Here is a 16,932-nt window from a genome sequence, read left to right on the forward strand (position 1 = left end):
GCCCCGGCGCGGGCGGCGCGCCGGGGGGGCGCCCCCCCCCCCCCCCCCCCCCCCCCCCCGGCACCCCACAGCCGGAGTGGTGGGACCACCGGGCTGCGATCCCTGGGTAACCGCCGGTCTCGACGGCCTGGCGCTCGGCGTACTGCCAATGCGCTTGCAGTCCTTGTAGCCGGCGGTGCTGCCGGAAAACACCGTCTCGCCGGTGCTGCCGACGCAACGATAGAGCGATCCCGCGAAGGCCGGCGTGGCGCCCAGCCCGAGGATCAGGACGCAGCCGATCGCGGCCCTGCGCAGGACCGTACGGAAGGACAGGAAACGGCGGGCGCGATGGCCGGCGCTTTCCCCTGGCGTCGCATCGTTGAACATGGGCGCGAGTGTGCCCGAGCCCCCACCCCCTGCCAAGGGCGGATTACGTGACCTTCTTCACGCAAGTCATTGATCCACGGCGGGCGTCTGGCAACCCCGCGGGGGGCGGCGTAAACTGCACGGTTCGGTCGAACCCCACGAAACCACGGTGCCCAGCCCCATGAGCGGCAAGCTTTTCATCAAGACCCACGGCTGCCAGATGAACGAGTACGACTCGGCCAAGATGGCCGACGTGCTGCGCGCGTCGCACGGGCTGGAGTTGACCCAGGACGAGGCCGAGGCCGATGTGATCCTGGTCAACACCTGTTCCATCCGCGAGAAGGCCCAGGAGAAGGTCTTCAGCCAGCTCGGGCGCTGGAAGGCGCACAAGCAGGGCGGCAAGCCGGTGCTCATCGGCGTGGGCGGCTGCGTGGCCTCGCAGGAGGGTGACGCCATCATCAAGCGCGCGCCCTTCGTCGACCTGGTGTTCGGCCCGCAGACCCTGCACCGCCTGCCGGAAATGATCGAGGCGCAACGCGCCAGCGGCAAGGCGCAGGTGGACATCAGCTTCCCGGAGATCGAGAAGTTCGACCGCCTGCCCGAACCGCGGGCCGAAGGTCCCACCGCCTTCGTCTCCATCATGGAAGGCTGCTCCAAGTACTGCTCCTACTGCGTGGTGCCCTACACCCGCGGCGAGGAGATCAGCCGCCCGTTCGACGACGTGATCGTCGAGGTGGCCCAGCTTGCCGAGCAAGGCGTGCGCGAGGTGAACCTCCTCGGCCAGAACGTGAACGCCTATCGCGGCCCCATGCATGATGGCGGCACGGCGGATCTCGCCGTCCTGATCCACGCCATCGCGCAGATCGACGGCATCGGCCGCATCCGCTTCACCACCTCGCATCCGCTCGAGTTCTCCGACTCGCTGATCGAGGCGTACGCCAATGTGCCGCAACTGGCGAACTACCTGCACCTGCCCGTGCAGGCCGGCTCCGACCGCATCCTCGCGGCGATGAAGCGCGGGTACACGGCGCTGGAGTTCAAGCAGCGCATCCGCAAGCTGCGCGCCGTGCGCCCGGACATCTGCATCTCCTCGGACTTCATCGTCGGTTTCCCCGGCGAGACCGAAGACGATTTCGCGAAGACCATGAAGCTGATCGACGACGTCGGCTTCGACCAGAGCTTCTCCTTCATCTTCTCGTCGCGCCCCGGTACGCCGGCGGCGAACCTTCCCGACGATACGCCGGCGGACGTGAAGCACGCCCGCCTCGCCCGCCTGCAGGCCGCCATCAACGAGAACGCGCGCAAGATCAACGAGGCCATGGTCGGTACCGTGCAGCGTGTGCTGGTCGAGAAGCCCAGCCGGAAGAACCCGAACGAAATGACCGGACGTACCGAGAACATGCGCTACGTGAACTTCCCCGGCCATCCGCGGATGATCGGCCAGTTCGTCGACGTGACCATCACCGAAGCGATGTCGAACTCGCTGCGCGGCCGAGTCCGCCTGGACGACGAGGTCGCGCTCGCTTCGTGAACGCCATGACCCAACTTTCCCAGCGTGACTTCGCCCTCGATCCCGAAGACAACACCCGCCTCGCCAACCTGTGCGGACCGCTCGACGAGCACATCCGCCAGATCGAGCTGCGCCTGGGCATCGAGATCGACCATCGCGGCAGCCTGTTCCGGGTGATCGGCGAAGAGGCCTCGGCGAAGGCCGGCGAGCAGGTGCTGCGTTCGCTGTACGACGCCACCGAGCACGAAACGCTCAACGGGCAGACGATCAACGTCCGCCTTGCCGAATCCGGCATCGACGCCCTCAACGAGCAGGCGGCCGAATCCGCGCAAGACGTGGTGATCAAGGTAAAGCGCGGCGTCATCAAGGGCCGCGGCCCCAACCAGGCCCGTTACCTGCACGCGATCACCACGCACGACATCAATTTCGGCGTGGGCCCTGCCGGCACCGGCAAGACCTACCTCGCCGTGGCGAGCGCCGTCGAAGCACTGGAAGCCAACCGTGTGCAGCGCGTGCTGCTGGTGCGCCCCGCCGTGGAGGCCGGCGAAAAACTCGGCTTCCTGCCCGGCGACCTCAGCCAGAAGATCGACCCGTACCTGCGCCCGCTGTACGACGCGCTGTACGAGATGGTGGGCTTCGAGAAAGTGTCGAAGCTGATCGAGCGCAACGTGATCGAGATCGCCCCGCTGGCATACATGCGCGGGCGCACGCTCAACGATGCCTACGTGATCCTCGACGAGGCGCAGAACACCACCGTCGAACAGATGAAGATGTTCCTCACCCGTATCGGCTTCGGCTCGGTGGCGGTGATCACCGGCGACGTGTCCCAAGTGGACCTGCCGCGCAACGTCCGCTCGGGCCTGCGCCATGCCATCGAGGTGCTGCGCGGCGTGGACGGCATCAGTTTCACCTTCTTCACCTCGCGCGACGTGGTGCGCCACCCGCTGGTCGCCAAGATCGTGCGCGCCTACGAGGCGTTCGAGCAGAAGCAGGACGAGGAACGGTGAGCCATGTGGAGGTTGCGGTGGGTTACGCCACCGCCTCGCGGAAAGGCGTGCCCGCCCCGGCCAGTTTCCGCCGCTGGGTGGAGGCCGCGCTGAAGGGTGCCCGCCGGCGCAAGGCCACAGAGGTGGCCATCCGCATCGTGGATGCCGAGGAAGGGCAGGCCCTGAACCTCCAGTATCGCGGCCGCGATTACGCCACCAATGTGCTGTCCTTCCCGGCCGACCTGCCGCCGGGCGTGAACCTGCCGCTGATCGGCGATCTGGTCGTCTGCGCCCCCGTGGTGGCCCGCGAAGCGGCTGAGCAGGGCAAGAAGCCCACCGACCACTGGGCCCACATGACCGTCCACGGCACCCTGCACCTGCTGGGGTACGACCATATGGACGACGCCGAGGCCGAGGCGATGGAAGCCCTGGAAACCCGCATCCTGGCAGGACTCGGCATCGCCGACCCCTATCTGGCCTGATATGTGGGAGCCGCTTCAGCGGCGATAGCAGGCATGCGGCCAGCCCCCATCGCCGGCGTAGCCGGCTCCCACACAAGGCGGCAGCCATCCATCATCCTGAACCGTCACACGAATTCCAGTAGACTGCCCCTTCCGCCCCACATGGGCAGAGCCACAAAGAGTAATGAACGAGGACCCCAGTAGTACCAACGGCCCCGCCCACCGTTCATGGTGGGACCGACTGGGCCACCTGTTTTCCGGCGAACCGCGCAACCGCGACGAACTGATCGAGGAACTGCGTACCGCCCAGGCCAACGGCCTGCTTTCGAACGACACCCTGACCATGGTCGAGGGTGCGATCAAGGTCACCGAACTCAGCGTCGACGATGTCATGGTGCCCCGCGCCCAGATCGTCAGCCTGCCCGTCGATGCGCCGCTCCCCGAGATCCTCGCCGCCGTGGTCGAATCCGGCCACTCGCGCTTCCCCGTGCACGGGGAGGACAAGGACGAGGTGCTCGGCATCCTGCTGGCGAAAGACCTGCTGAAGTACTTCGGACAGAGTGACGGCTGCGACGTGCGCGCCCTGCTCCGCCCGGCCGTGCTCATTCCCGAGTCGATGCGCCTCAACGTGCTGCTCGCCGAATTCCGCCTCACGCGCAACCACATGGCGCTGGTAGTGGACGAGTACGGCGGCGTGGCCGGCCTCATCACCATCGAGGACGTGCTCGAGCAGATCGTGGGCGAGATCGACGACGAACACGACGACGAGGAAGAACCCGTGCTCGTCCGGCCGCTGGAGGAAGGCGGGTTCGCCGTGAGCGCCCTCACGCCCATCGCGGACTTCAACGAAGTGGCCGGTGCGCATTTCTCGGACGAGGAATTCGACACCGTCGGCGGCATGATCACGTCCGAATTCGGCCACCTGCCCGCCGCGGGCGAAGAGATCGCCGTGGGCAACTTCGTCTTCCGCGTCACCGAAGCCGACGACCGCCGCGTGCAGCAGTTCCACGTTGCGCGCACCGGCGGGGCAAGCTGAGCGCCTGTGGGAGCCGCTTCAGCGGCGATCCCGCGGCAGCGGGCAAGCTCGCCGCGGAACGCCATCGCCGCTGAAGCGGCTCCCACACAAAGCAGACCCTGACCCGAACCGATGCGCCTCACCCTGATTTTATTGCTTGCCCTGTGCCTCGCCCCCGCCGTTCGCGCGGGCATCGTCGACGCACCGGCGGCGAACCTCGAGATCTCGCTGATGACCTACGGGCCCGGCGACATCTACTGGGAACGTTTCGGCCACGATGCACTGGAGGTCCGCGATACCGTCAGCGGCGAATCGATCGCGTTCAACTATGGCGTGTTCGACTTCGACCAGAAGGGTTTCCTGCTCAACTTCGCGCGCGGCATCATGGCCTACCGCATGGACGCGGAAACCACGCAGTCGGACATCGAGTTCTATGCCGGGGAAGGCCGCTACGTGCGGCGGCAGCGCCTCGCGCTTGACGACGCACAGAAGGAACGCGTTCGCCGCTTCCTCCTCTGGAACATCCGTCCCGAGAATGCCGGCTACCACTACGACTATTACATCGACAACTGCACCACGCGCGTGCGCAACGTGCTGGACGACGCGCTCGGCGGCGTCCTCAGCGCTCAATGGGTGGACAAGCCCGGCGGCATGACCTTCCGCGAGCAGACGGCTCGGCTTATGAGCAACCAGCCCTGGCTGATGCTCGGCATGGACCTCGGACTCGGCCCTTACGCGGACCAGCCGATGACGGCGTGGAAAGAGGCCTTCCTGCCGATGACACTCGAGGAGGGCTTGCGCCACGTCGAGGTCGACGGCCGACCGCTCGTTGCCGAAGACACCCTCCTGGTGCCCGCGAAGCTGACGCCACCGCCGGAGGAGGCACCCGACCTGCGCTGGCCCCTATTGATCGCGGGCCTGGTGCTTGTCGTACCGCTTGCCTTGCCGGCCCTCACTCGGCGAACCGGTGCGCGCGCCGTCTTCGTTGCAGCAGGTACGTTGTTCACCGTGTTCGCAGGCGTCGCCGGACTCTTCATGCTCGGTCTGTGGACCCTGACCCTGCATCGTTCCGCATGGGGCAACTTCAACCTGTTGGCCTACTCGCCGTTCGCCCTGCTGATCGTGCCAGGGATCTGGCGGCTGCGTATCGCCGGTCGTCCGGTGAGCAAGCTGGCGTCGCGGGTGACGGCCCTGTCGTTCGCCGCGTGTGTCATCGCCTTGCTTTTGCACCTCTGGCCCGACTTTCCCCAGCGGAACCTTCCCTGGCTCCTTTTCGCCCTTCCGTGCTGGGCCGCTTTGACCTGGAGTTTCTGCCGGCGACACGACTGACGTGCCGCCGGCGGTTCACGTTGAAACTACCTTGCGGCAATGAGGTGCGCGACGATCGGATCGTCGCTGTCGAACCCGTAGTCCAGACCGCCAAGGTACTTCAGGCCCCAGCCCTTCAGGTTGTCCAGGTGCTTCACTCCGGCGTCGAACTTCGCCTGGGTGATCGTCTCGCCCTCCTTGTCGAACATACGGAGCAGGCGCATCTTGTCGCCGCATAGTCCACTGGCAAGGGTCAGGCAGGGCACGGCGGGCACCTTGAGCGCGGTGGCGCGATACCAGTCGTTGAACGCCGCGGGCCGTTCGTGGAACGGGTTCGCTTTCTCGCGAGCCTCCCAATGAACGAGCGCTTCCGCGCGGAAGTTGCGCAGGCAGTAGTAGTCGAAGGCGCGCCAGGCCAGCTTCACGAAGGCCTCCACCACAGAGAAGGCCGTATTCACCACGACGCTCGCGGTGCCGGCGCTAAGACCTTCCAGCGTCAGCGAGCCCGCGCCCTTCAGGACACGATAGGTTTCGGTCGCCAGTTGGAGATCCATCGCACGCTTGATGCCGTCGACGGTAGTGCTCGGAGTCCCGGGAACGATCTCCACCCCCTTGCCGAGGGCATAGGCCTGGTACCGGTCAACGCCCGCGGACGTGGCCTTAAGCAGCCCCTCGATGACGCCGATGCTGTTGGCGAGGAACGGCGCCACGTGTGCCAGCGCCTTCTCCGCGAGGAAGCGGCACACTGCCTTCCGCCCACCCGGAATGGCGTCCCACATATCCAGCAGTTCCCTCGGGTTGATCTTCGAACCATTCGGCAGCTGTGCCACCACCGATTCGATGATCTTCAGCACCAGGGATTCCATGTGCGTGGTCACACGCTCGCGCATTACCACGCGAGCCGGGTCGTCGGCCTTCTCCGGAACCTTCTCCAGCCATTTGCTCGGGTCCGCCTTGCGCAGCGCCGGCTTGCCATTGCCCTCGCCATTGAAATCGATCACCCCGCTGGTAACGAAGCGCACGACGTTCTCTTCCCAAGTGATCTTTGAAAAGAGGTAGAGGATGCCGAGGCGGGCATTGATCATGCCCGGGGACATGAAGCCCGGGATGCCGAGTGCCGCGTCCGTGTCCGCTGTGTTGATCGTCGTATTCAGGTGGGAGATGAGGAACGTCTGGTTGCGCTTGCTGCGCTCCCAACTCCCGGAACCACCCTCGGCATCCGTGTGCTTTATCCAGTCCTGCAGAACGGCCCTCAGGATGTTGAACGAGCTTGGGGACGGCGCGAGAAGATACGTCTCCACGGCCTTGTCCAGCGATTGGAATTTCTGCTCGGCCGCTTTGTCGCTTGACAGCGATGGGATCGACGTACCGGCATGCCAGGTCTTGTAGTCGAACGGCAGGGACGGTGTGGTGCTTGCGAATGTCATGGTGCTCTCTCCTTGAGTGGGTTTCCGTCAGCGCGCCGCGATCAGCTTCGCGATCATGGGATCCTCGCTACCGAAGTCGTATCCGAGGTCGGCCAGGTATTTCGCACCCCACGCCTTTAGATTGTCGAGGTAAGCGACGCCGGCGGAGAACTGGGCCGGCGTGATGACCTCGCCTTCCTTGTCGAACATGCGCAGCAGGCGCATCTTGTCGCCACAGATGCCGCTGGACAGCGTGAGGCACGGTACCGCGGGCACCTTGAGCGCCACGCGCCGGTACCACGCATTGAACGCGGTCGGACGCTCGTGGATAGGGCTTTTGCCCTCGCGCGCATCCCAGTATTGCTGGGCTTCCTTGCGGAACACGCGCATATAGTAGAAGTCACGCACACGCCAGATCAGCGCGACGAAAGCCTCGATCACCGAGAAGGCCACGTCGATGATGGTGCCGGCCACACCCGCGCTGATGCCTTCCAGGGTCAGGGCACCGGCGCCCCGCAGCACGCCGTAGGTCTCCGAAGCCAATGCAAGGTTCATGGCGTGCTTGATGCCGTCGACGGTACTGCGCGGGGTACCCGGCACGATCGATACGCCCTTGCCCTTCGCGTGCACGACGTAGCGGTTCACACCCGCGGAAGTGGCCTTGACCATCGCCTCCACGGTACCCACGCCATTGGCGAGGAAGGGCGCGATATTGTCGAGCGCCTTGTCGACGAGATAGCGGCAAGCCGCCTGCACGCCGCCCGGCACGGCGTCCCACATCGCCAGGATGCCCTTCGTATCATCCTTGTTCGCGTCCTGCTTCGGCAGCTGCGAATCGATGGCGCTGACGAGCTTGGGATGCAGCGATTCCAGGTGCGCCACCAGCCGGTCGCGAGCGCTCTTGCGAACCGCGTCGGTAGGCGCCGAACCCGGCTTCACCAGCCAATCGCTCGCCTTCACCGTGCGAACGGCCGCCTTGCCATCGCCCTTGCCCGCGAAGTCCAGCACGCCGCTGGTGACGAAGCGGAAGACACCCTCATTCCAGGTAGTGTTGGCGAACAGATAGAGGATACCGAGGCGTGCATTGATCATGCCGGGTGACATGACGTCGGGAATGCCGAGCGATTTATCGGTATCGCCATTGATCGCGGCATTCAGATGAGCGATGAGGTACTTGCGATTGCGCTTGCTCTCCGCCCACGACCCCAGCCCGTCCTTGGCCTCCTTGTAGTCCATCCAGTCGCGTAGCGCCGCGCGGAGCACGACGAGCGCGCTCGGCGTGGCCTTTGTCGTATAGACATCGACGGCACGGTCAAGCGCGTCGAATTTCGCACGGGCGGTCTTGTCGAAAAGGGGCGGCAGGGTGATCGAGGTGCCGGCTTTCCATGCCTTGTAGTCGAATGGAAGCGTGGGGAGGGGTGTCGCAGATGCCATGGTCTTTCTCCTTGAAATAACGTCCTTGGCGCAAGGGCGCACCGCCGTTCCAATGCCGCGTGCCCTCCGCGGTTCAAAGCTATACCGGCGTCCCCAGGGCAAGACATCGGGGCCGCACCGATATCGGCCATCGGCTTTTCCGCCCTCGCCTGCCGAGGGGCTGACAGGGCGGTCTGGGGGCACGGGAACCGTTCCCCCCGCAATATCTTGTGAACATGCGGCGAGAGCGCCTGCAATTGCCGCGTCACGCCGGCCCCGGCATCATGGCGCCATGACCTCCGTATCGATCCTTCCCGAAAGCTCCCCGGCCCCGCCGCCCAATGGCATGGTCATCAACTGCGTGGCCTACCGGACCAACGGGGCGCGCATCGGCGACATCACGATCGAAGCCATCAGCGATGTGCTGAAAGAGCCCGATACCTTCGTCTGGGTTGGCCTGCACGAGCCCGACGAGGCCCTGCTGCTGAAACTCCAGGAAGAGTTCAACCTGCACGACCTGGCCATCGAGGACGCGCAGCATGCCCACCAGCGCACCAAGATCGAGGCCTACGGCGACTCCTTGTTCATCGTGGCGCAGACGGCCCAGCTGGTCGGCGGCAACATCGCCTTCGGCGAAACGCAGATCTTCGTAGGCCAGCGCTATTTCGTAACGGTGCGCCACGGCGCCTCGCTCTCCTATGCGCCGGCACGCCGCAGTTGTGAGCAGACGCCCGAACTGCTGGCGATGGGCCCGAGCTACGCGCTGTATGCGGTGCTCGACTTCATCGTCGACAACTTCCTGCCGATCGTCCGCGACTTCCGGGAGGAGGTACACGAACTCGAGAACGACATCTTCGCGGAAACGTACAACCGGCAGACCATCAAGCGGCTGTACGACATGCAGCGTGAGTTGATGACGTTGCGGTTGGCCGTCGTTCCGCTGCAGGATGTGGTGGCGCAATTGACGCGATTACATCCACATCTTATTCACGATGAACTTCGCGCGTACTTCCGCGACATCTACGACCATGTGTTCCGTGTGAACGAGTCGATTTCGGCGATGCGGGAGATGCTGGGGGCTGCGATCAGTGTGAACCTCGCACTTGTCACCTTCGGGCAGAACGAGGTGATGAAGAAGCTGGCTGGCTGGGCGGCCATGCTGGCTGCGCCCACGTTGATCACGAGCTGGTATGGGATGAATTTCGCGCATATGCCGGAGTTGGATAAGCCTTGGGCTTATCCGGCGATTACGTGTTTGGTGGCTTGTATTGTGGGTGGCATCTTCATTGCGTTGAAGCGTAACCGCTGGTTCTGACCCGGCCCCTCTCGTCGTTCCTGCGAAGGCAGGAACCTAGCGCCTCTAGCCACGGTCAGAAACGCCGCGATCGCCGGAGCACCTTCCAAACCATTCCGGCATGCGCGTGATGCCGCCTGCTCAAGCCCCTTCTACACAAGAGCCTCGATGGCCCTGAGAGCCAAGGCCACATCCTTGCAATTCACCTCTCCTCCACCTCTTCGCCGAGCTCCGCCACAAGCCGGATAAAAATCCATGCGTCCTGCGGATACTCGATTACTCATTCATCGGTTGGTGCATGCTGGCATCGAACGTGCCTGCGTCGGCGGACTCCACCTGTCCGTTCATTGCTTCCTCCGCGCCGTGCCCCTTGCTCGCAGATGCGACACGCCTGAACACACGGGTGAGGACGGCTTTGAGCATCGTCTAACGAAGCGGCGCTGTCGGCAATCCGCTAAGGAACTTTGCTACAAAGCCTCATCGATGGGTCTTTCGTTGGTGTGATACTCGCTTCCGGACCTTCGGCAACTGCCAGCGCGGCCGAGAAAGCGCGCGTCCTGCTGCGCCGCGCCATCCTCGCCCTCGGCGTCGTAATACCATCACGCCAAACAAGACCACCCAGAATATGGCGAGACCAATCCAAACTTCGCGATGGGTCAAAATTGATGACTCACCCCGAACAAAAAGCATCGGGACTGCCGAGCACCTGCATCGCAAGTTGGCGAACTTCACCCACAAGGTCGACTGTCCTTGCTATTTTTTATTGCCGGAGCTGACATTTTCAGGGTACATACCGGGGCCGTCACCGTTGTTCTGCAAGGGCCACTGCGTCTGCCCAAGGATTTCAAAGTTTTCGCACCCCTGGCTTTGGTAGATACTCCAATGTGACTTTCTCATTCGCTCGCCATGCCGTGATGGGTACTTTACGCCGACCGACCTCGACATTTACTGCGGCTATCAATCGCTCTGCGTCGTCTATAACCGAAAGGATGGAAATTCCGAATATAGGAATCCCCTCCCTAGTCTGTAAAAAGTACGAGTTGACCGCGGACTCGTCGGAACTCAATACGCCGCAAGTTATACGCACTACGTCATCCCACAGAACAAGTCGGCCGCGCAGGCCAAGATAGGGCCGACGAATTCCGTCAAGCGATATAACAATGTCCCTGTGCGCGAATACAGCCGCCGCAATCACAACCAGAGTCACGGGGATGAATACAAGAAGAACGGACAGGTATTGCTCGACTGGATACCTCTGGACCGAAACAGCTGAAATGTATGTTGTCACTCCCGTGAAGGCAGCGGCCAGAACAAAGCCTAGCCGCCTAAGCTTTGTATATTTGAATGTTTGAATCTCGTCCACCATGTCAAAAGCTCATGCTCGCCCAGGGAAAGTGATTGTCTCCGCCAGCGCGCTGCTGAATCCCTGCCCCGTCAGTACGACCTCGGGCTCGTAAGCGCCATGAGACGGTGTGATTGCAACCGCGTACGCGCTCGACAGGCGCCCCCCTGCGATGCCATATGCACATTCCTCAGCCGGCATGAACCATGCCTATTCATGTACGAGTCGTTGTAGGCCTCTGAAGCCATCCCTGCCCGGATGATAGCCCAGCCCTCAGGAACCGGAGCAATATGCTGCGAAGACCGTGGTGTAGCTGGACTCGAGGCAAAAAACGGCGACCATATGGTCGCCGTTGTTGCTAAGTCACTTGCTCTCTGGCGACGTCCACTCCTTCAACCAAGCATTCACCGTCTCATGCCACTGCACACTGTTCTGCGGCTTCAGCACCCAATGGTTCTCGTCCGGGAAGTGCAGCAGCTTGCTCGGAATGCCGCGGCGCTGTAGCGCGGTAAACGCACCGAGCCCCTGTGTGTCGGGAATGCGGAAGTCCTTGCCGCTGTGGATGACCAGCATCGGCACGCGCCAGTCTTTCACGTGGTTGACCGGATTGAACCGTTCGTAGTTCTCCGGGTGGTCGAACTGCGTACCACCGTTTTCCTTTTCCTCGAACCACAGTTCTTCTGTTTCGTAGTACATGGCGCGTGCGTCGAAGACACCGTCGTGGTCGACGAAGCACTTCCACGGCTGGTTCCAGTTGCCGGCCATCCAGTAAACCATGTAGCCGCCATAGCTTGCGCCGAGGGCGCAGGCGCGGTCGCCATCCAGGAACTTGTACTTCGACAGTGCCGCACCCCAGCCAGCTTTCAGGTCTTCCAACGGCTTGCCGCCCCAGTCGCCCGAGATGGATTCGGTAAATGCCTGGCCGTAGCCGGTGGAACCGTGGAAGTTGACGGTGACCACGGCGAAGCCCTGCCCCGCATAGGTCTGCGCATTCCAGCGGTAGCTCCAGCTGTTGGTCATCGCACCTTGCGGACCGCCATGGATGATGAAGGCTACCGGGTAGGTCTTGCCGCGCTTGAAGCCGACCGGCTTCACCACATAACCCTGCACGGTTTCGTTATTCCAGCCCTTGAAGGTGAAGAACTCGAAATCGCCGGTCTGCGCACCCTTGATCCGCTTGGCATTGAAATGGGTGACTTGCTTGAGGCCCTTGCCGTTGAGGTCGGCCGTATAGAGGTCAGCCGGGCGCTTCAGGTCCTCGCGGCTGAGCAGGATCTTCTTGCCTTGGGCCGAGAACGCGGAGACCGAGCCGTCGGTGACCAAGATGGTGGCCTTGCCAGTCGCCGTGTCGATCGCGAAAAGCGGATGCTGACCGTTGTCGTCGGTCGTGGTGTAGAGGGTCTTGCCGTCGGCCGAGATCTGCAGCGCACCGGCGGAACTGTCCCACGAAGGAGCGACTTCGCGCTTGCTGCCGGAGGCGAGGTCGAGCGCCATGATGCCGAAACGGTCGGCCTCAGAGCCCGGTTCCTTCATGGCGGTGTAGTAAAGCGTCTTGCCATCGGGCGACACGAGCGGGTTCGCATCCCACGCCGGGTTCTCGGCGGTGAGATTCGCCGGAGCCGCCGAGCCGTCGGCCGGCACGCTATAGATGTCGAAGTTGGTCGACCAGGGCTCGGTCTTGCCGGCGATGCGGACGTCGAAGTAGACCGTCTTACCATCCAGCGAGAACGCGAATTCGTCGTCCCCGCCGAAGGGCTTGCTCGGCACGTCGCCATCGATGTCGCGGCTCAGCAGGACTGGCTGGGAGGGCGCGTTCGCGTCGGCGATGTACAGCTGCGACCGGCGCCCGTCCGCCCATGTGTCCCAGTGACGGACAAAGAGCTTGTCGTAGATGGTGCCGGTGGACTTGTCCTTCTCCCGGCCGTCCAGACGCTCCTTGGTGCAGGCCAGGTCGGGGCAATCGGTGAACACGTCGTAGCTCAGGAGCAGCTTCGAGCCGTCCGGTGAGAGCTTGAACGCATTGACGTCCAGGGGTGCAGTGGTCACCGGTTCGCCAGCCCGCACGCTCAGGGACAGGCCCTTGCCCGTGCTGTCCGCATCGAAGGCGCGGTGCCAGACCTGAGCGGTGCCATCCTGCGGGGCTGTGTAGTAGATCGACTTGCCGTCCGGCGCCCACCGCGGGGACGAGCCCTTCTCGACCACTATCACCGGCTGCGGCGGCTTGTTGAGATCCACCATATAGATGGAGTTGACGCCTTTGTTTGCCGCGTAATCCGTGGCCCGGACCGAGAACAGCGCGTAGCGCCCGTCTGGCGACAGCTGGGGATCGCTTACGCGGTCCATCATCACCAGGTCGCGGATGGAGAACGGATGCGGGGCTGCGTTGTCGGCGTCGGCGGCCAGGACTGGGCCGGAGGCCAGTGCGAGGGCCAGCGCGGCGAAGAAGGGCTTCATAGTGGCAGGTTCCTTGGAGTCGAGACAGAAGGACGGTACGGTTACCTGTTGTCCCACGCAAGGATGAAGCACTCTCCGGCCCCGCCTGCGCAAGCGTGTTGCGTATCACAGACTCCGAAACGTCACCCTTACCATAAAAGACTTGGTATGAAACATGCACCCTGCACCCCTGCTACATACCGAGGACTCTTACATGTCGCGACCTAACCCCACGCAGGGCTTCACCCTGATCGAATTGATGATCGTCGTGGCCATCATTGCCGTCCTCGCCGCGATTGCTATTCCCGCTTATCGCGACTATGTCGTCCGCACTCAAGTTTCGGAAGGACTAACTGTCGCAACCGGCGCCAAAATAGCCATATGGGAGTACAAGACAAACACCGGTGGGTTCCCTGGCACGAACGAGTCCGCCGGTCTTCCCTCGGGAACTTCACTGGGAGGCAAATACGTAAGCGAGGTGGAGGTGCAGTCAGGCGGGGCCATCAAAGTAAGTTACGAGACTGCCGACAGCAACGACGCCTTGCATGGCAGCAACCTTCTTTTGTCTCCAGTTGACGAGGGCGGTAGCATCAGTTGGGCGTGCAAAGGAACGATCGACCCGCGATTCCTCCCTAGCTCATGCAGGGGGTGACGCAAGTTGTCACTTAATGACCTAAATCGTCACTCACTTGTGGCACCCAACATCCTGAATCCTCGAAATTTTCCTGTTGCTCGCCAAGCGTGACCGGATGCACAATCTCGGGACCGGCAAATATGAGGGAATATGCCGGTCGCGAACGCAATGGCATGTTCGATGCACGCTTTGCGGCGAGCTTCCTGGTCGGTTCCTGACCAAAGCAAGTGAGGGAGCTGCTGCCCCATGGGGGCAAATGCTTAGGGCTCAGGGGGCGTCACTTTTTTTCGGTTAGTCCACAGTTACGAGGAAACTCCATGAAGAACATCCAGAAGGGCTTCACGCTCATCGAACTGATGATCGTCGTCGCAATCATCGCGATCCTGGCTGCCATTGCTATCCCGCAGTACCAGAACTATCTGATCCGCACCCAGGTGTCGGAAGGCATGAATCTGGCCGATGGTGCCAAGACAGCCGTGGCGGAGTTCTACAACAACAAGGGCCACTGGCCGGGCGAGAACAAGTCGGCAGGCCTGCCTGAGACAATCACGTCCATCAGCGGCAAGTATGTTGAATCGATCGACGTCACTGGCGGCAAGATTACGGCGGTCTTCGGCAAGGAATCGAACGATAAGATCAAGGCTTCGGGCGCCAATACGCTCGTGCTCTCGCCGACGGACGAGGGCGGTTCGATCTCCTGGAACTGCAAGTCCGCCGCGGGTACGAACGTACCGGACGCATACCTTCCGACCTCCTGCCGTAGCTAAGAAGCTTCAAGATCGATTGAAAGGGGGCCGTTCGCGGCCCCTTTTCTTTTGGACCGATGCCGTGCGCCTAGATCGTCATACGCTTGTGTTGCTTTCGTACGTGCTGGGGCTCCTCGTCCTGACGGCCTGGATCTATGCACACGGAGTCGGTGGCGGCTTCGTCTTCGACGACCATGCCAACCTACCTTCCCTGGGAGCCCAAGGCCCCATCGACAACACACCGGCATTCGCCCGCTACATCACCTCTGGAACGGCGGATCCAACAGGCCGCCCCATCGCCCTACTCTCGTTCCTTTTCGACGGCCACGATTGGCCGACTGCGGCTGAGCCATTCAAGCGCACTAACATCGCCATACACCTGCTCAACGGCGCTTTGCTTGCATGGCTGCTCTTCCGCATCGCGGGCGTCCTCGGGGTGAAGAACTTTCCGCGTGGCTTCGCCGCTTGCGTCGGCGCCGGTGCGTGGCTCCTCCACCCACTATTCGTGTCGACGGTTCTGTATGTTGTGCAGCGCGAAGCCATGCTTCCCGCGACGTTCGTCCTCGTCGGCCTTCACCTTTGGCTGCTCGGACGCGATGCCATCGAAAAAGGAAGGAGCGGCATCGCAATTTTTCTCGGCATTCCCAGCCTGACTCTTCTCGCGACGCTGTCGAAAGCCAATGGCATCCTGCTGCCGCTCCTAGTTGTTGCGATCGATGCTTGCCTGCCGACGCTAAGCCATCATGGCCGGCGCTATCGCGCTCTAGTAAGGATCAGTTGCTGGCCCTGGATCATCGCGATCGGCTCCGTCCTCACCTGGTTCGCATTCAGGGGTATCGACAATGCTTCCGTCGCCTACCGCGGATGGACTGTCGGCCAGCGACTGCTCACCGAACCGCCCATCATCTGGAGGTACTTAGGCCAGCTGTGGTTAGTCGTACCGACAACTGGCAGCGTTTTTCATGATCAATACCCTGCGGCGACGGACGTATGGCATCCGTTCTGGACAGCACCCGCGATCCTAGCCTGCTTCGCGATCATCGTGGTGGCGACACGTCTCAGGAAGAGCCATCCGGCGTTCGCCATGGGAACCCTATTCTACTTCTGCGGCCACCTGATCGAGTCAACTTCGCTTCCGCTGGAACTTTACTTCGAGCACCGAAATTATTTGCCGGCGATGCTGATGTTTTGGCCCGCAGCCCTCGCCGTCGGGCAATCCATTCGGCCACGTACGGCGATTACCTGCGCCGCGGCTCTCCTTACCGGCATGAGCTTTCTCTCCCTGCAGCTAGTTAGGCTTTGGAACGATCCGGAGGCGCAAGCACTCGTCTGGGCCGAACAATCGCCAGGGTCTCCCCGCGCACAAACCTATGCCGCGCAAATCGAAGGTGCAGCGGGGTGGCCCGATCTCGGCACGCGGCGGCTCGCTGCGCGACAGGCCGACTTTCGCAAAGAGCCGCAGGTGGCTCTGACTTTGATTGATTTGCGGTGCCAGACGGGCATTGTCGACGAGAAGGACATACGAAATGCGGAGTTCGCACTGCGTCACGCGGATCGTGACCCAGGCCGAATTATCTTGAATTGGGGCATAGCGGCCGTACGGAACGCGGGAGCGCAACGCTGCCCGGTACTCGACGATGAGGCCATCCTTGACATCCTCGACGCCGCCGCATCCAATCCCGTCATCGCATCCATACCGGGCAGGATGCAAGACCTCATGCATATCCGTGGTGTGCTGGCGCTGGAGAGGGCCGATGCCGCTTCCGCGCTAACGCGATTCAATGCAGCATTGAAGCTATCGCCGTCGCCGCAAGCGGCGCTGGAACAGGCTGCTGCACTCGGGCGTTCCGGCTCTCCAGGACTTGGGCTCGCGCATCTCGCTTACTTTGACACACTGCCTCGCGCCCCAACGCGTGGACCTAGCACGGGCATGGCGTGGTTGCACGACAGGATACTCGAGCGGCAAGGATATTGGCGAAACGAGATAGCCCATCTGAGAGCTGGACTGGCCTTGAGCGAGGAGAGAAATACACCATGAT

General features: G+C 62.6%; 14 protein-coding genes. 9 read left to right on the forward strand and 5 right to left on the reverse strand.

Annotated elements, in window-relative coordinates:
* Positions 1 to 366, reverse strand: a 366-nt coding sequence (locus ACPYOD_RS16610; RefSeq protein WP_481302820.1) for a DUF4124 domain-containing protein, incomplete at its 3' end; no start/stop codon positions are given.
* Between the two features lie 160 nt (positions 367 to 526).
* Here ACPYOD_RS16610 and miaB point away from each other — a divergent pair.
* From miaB to ACPYOD_RS16635, 5 genes are all read left to right on the forward strand, one after another.
* Positions 527 to 1,876 carry a tRNA (N6-isopentenyl adenosine(37)-C2)-methylthiotransferase MiaB gene (gene miaB / locus ACPYOD_RS16615; RefSeq protein ID WP_481302821.1) on the forward strand — a complete coding sequence of 450 codons (1,350 nt, stop codon included), beginning with the start codon at positions 527 to 529 and terminating at the stop codon, positions 1,874 to 1,876.
* A 5-nt stretch (positions 1,877 to 1,881) separates the two neighbouring features.
* Positions 1,882 to 2,862, forward strand: a complete 981-nt coding sequence (locus tag ACPYOD_RS16620; RefSeq protein ID WP_481302822.1) for a PhoH family protein — start codon at positions 1,882 to 1,884, stop codon at positions 2,860 to 2,862.
* Complete coding sequence (gene ybeY / locus ACPYOD_RS16625; RefSeq protein WP_481302823.1) at positions 2,859 to 3,323, forward strand: rRNA maturation RNase YbeY; 465 nt, start codon at positions 2,859 to 2,861, stop codon at positions 3,321 to 3,323. The genes ACPYOD_RS16620 and ybeY overlap by 4 nt, the downstream gene beginning before the upstream one ends.
* Positions 3,324 to 3,486: 163 nt before the next feature.
* On the forward strand, positions 3,487 to 4,338 hold the full coding sequence (locus tag ACPYOD_RS16630) for an HlyC/CorC family transporter (protein ID WP_481302824.1): 852 nt from the start codon (positions 3,487 to 3,489) through the stop codon (positions 4,336 to 4,338).
* A gap of 111 nt (positions 4,339 to 4,449) precedes the next feature.
* Positions 4,450 to 5,646 carry a lipoprotein N-acyltransferase Lnb domain-containing protein gene (locus ACPYOD_RS16635; RefSeq protein ID WP_481302825.1) on the forward strand — a complete coding sequence of 399 codons (1,197 nt, stop codon included), beginning with the start codon at positions 4,450 to 4,452 and terminating at the stop codon, positions 5,644 to 5,646.
* A gap of 26 nt (positions 5,647 to 5,672) precedes the next feature.
* Here ACPYOD_RS16635 and ACPYOD_RS16640 read toward each other — a convergent pair whose 3' ends face one another.
* Complete coding sequence (locus tag ACPYOD_RS16640) at positions 5,673 to 7,052, reverse strand: hypothetical protein (RefSeq protein ID WP_481302826.1); 1,380 nt, start codon at positions 7,050 to 7,052, stop codon at positions 5,673 to 5,675.
* Between the two features lie 27 nt (positions 7,053 to 7,079).
* The gene (locus ACPYOD_RS16645) at positions 7,080 to 8,465 is read right to left on the reverse strand and encodes a hypothetical protein (protein WP_481302827.1); all 1,386 of its coding nucleotides are present in this window, start codon (positions 8,463 to 8,465) and stop codon (positions 7,080 to 7,082) included.
* A gap of 271 nt (positions 8,466 to 8,736) precedes the next feature.
* Between ACPYOD_RS16645 and ACPYOD_RS16650 the strand changes: the two genes are divergently transcribed.
* Positions 8,737 to 9,759, forward strand: coding sequence for a magnesium and cobalt transport protein CorA (locus ACPYOD_RS16650; RefSeq protein WP_481302828.1), 1,023 nt, complete (start codon positions 8,737 to 8,739; stop codon positions 9,757 to 9,759).
* An 823-nt stretch (positions 9,760 to 10,582) separates the two neighbouring features.
* On the opposite strand, the gene ACPYOD_RS16655 is transcribed toward ACPYOD_RS16650, so the two are convergent.
* Both ACPYOD_RS16655 and ACPYOD_RS16660 read right to left on the reverse strand, forming a co-directional pair.
* On the reverse strand, positions 10,583 to 11,104 hold the full coding sequence (locus tag ACPYOD_RS16655) for a hypothetical protein (protein ID WP_481302829.1): 522 nt from the start codon (positions 11,102 to 11,104) through the stop codon (positions 10,583 to 10,585).
* Between the two features lie 339 nt (positions 11,105 to 11,443).
* Positions 11,444 to 13,534 (reverse strand): prolyl oligopeptidase family serine peptidase, encoded by a 2,091-nt coding sequence (locus ACPYOD_RS16660; protein ID WP_481302830.1) that lies wholly within the window; start codon positions 13,532 to 13,534, stop codon positions 11,444 to 11,446.
* A gap of 193 nt (positions 13,535 to 13,727) precedes the next feature.
* On the opposite strand from ACPYOD_RS16660, the gene ACPYOD_RS16665 reads away from it, so the two are divergent.
* The 3 genes from ACPYOD_RS16665 (at position 13,728) to ACPYOD_RS16675 (ending at position 16,931) form a co-directional block, all read left to right on the forward strand.
* A complete protein-coding gene (locus ACPYOD_RS16665; protein ID WP_481302831.1) occupies positions 13,728 to 14,165 on the forward strand; it encodes a pilin in 438 nt (145 codons plus the stop codon).
* A gap of 299 nt (positions 14,166 to 14,464) precedes the next feature.
* Positions 14,465 to 14,914, forward strand: a complete 450-nt coding sequence (locus ACPYOD_RS16670) for a pilin (protein ID WP_481302832.1) — start codon at positions 14,465 to 14,467, stop codon at positions 14,912 to 14,914.
* Between the two features lie 61 nt (positions 14,915 to 14,975).
* Positions 14,976 to 16,931 carry a tetratricopeptide repeat protein gene (locus tag ACPYOD_RS16675; RefSeq protein WP_481302833.1) on the forward strand — a complete coding sequence of 652 codons (1,956 nt, stop codon included), beginning with the start codon at positions 14,976 to 14,978 and terminating at the stop codon, positions 16,929 to 16,931.
* The last annotated feature ends 1 nt before the right edge of the window (position 16,932 follow it).

This window comes from Luteibacter sp. HAY1-4A (assembly GCF_056755355.1).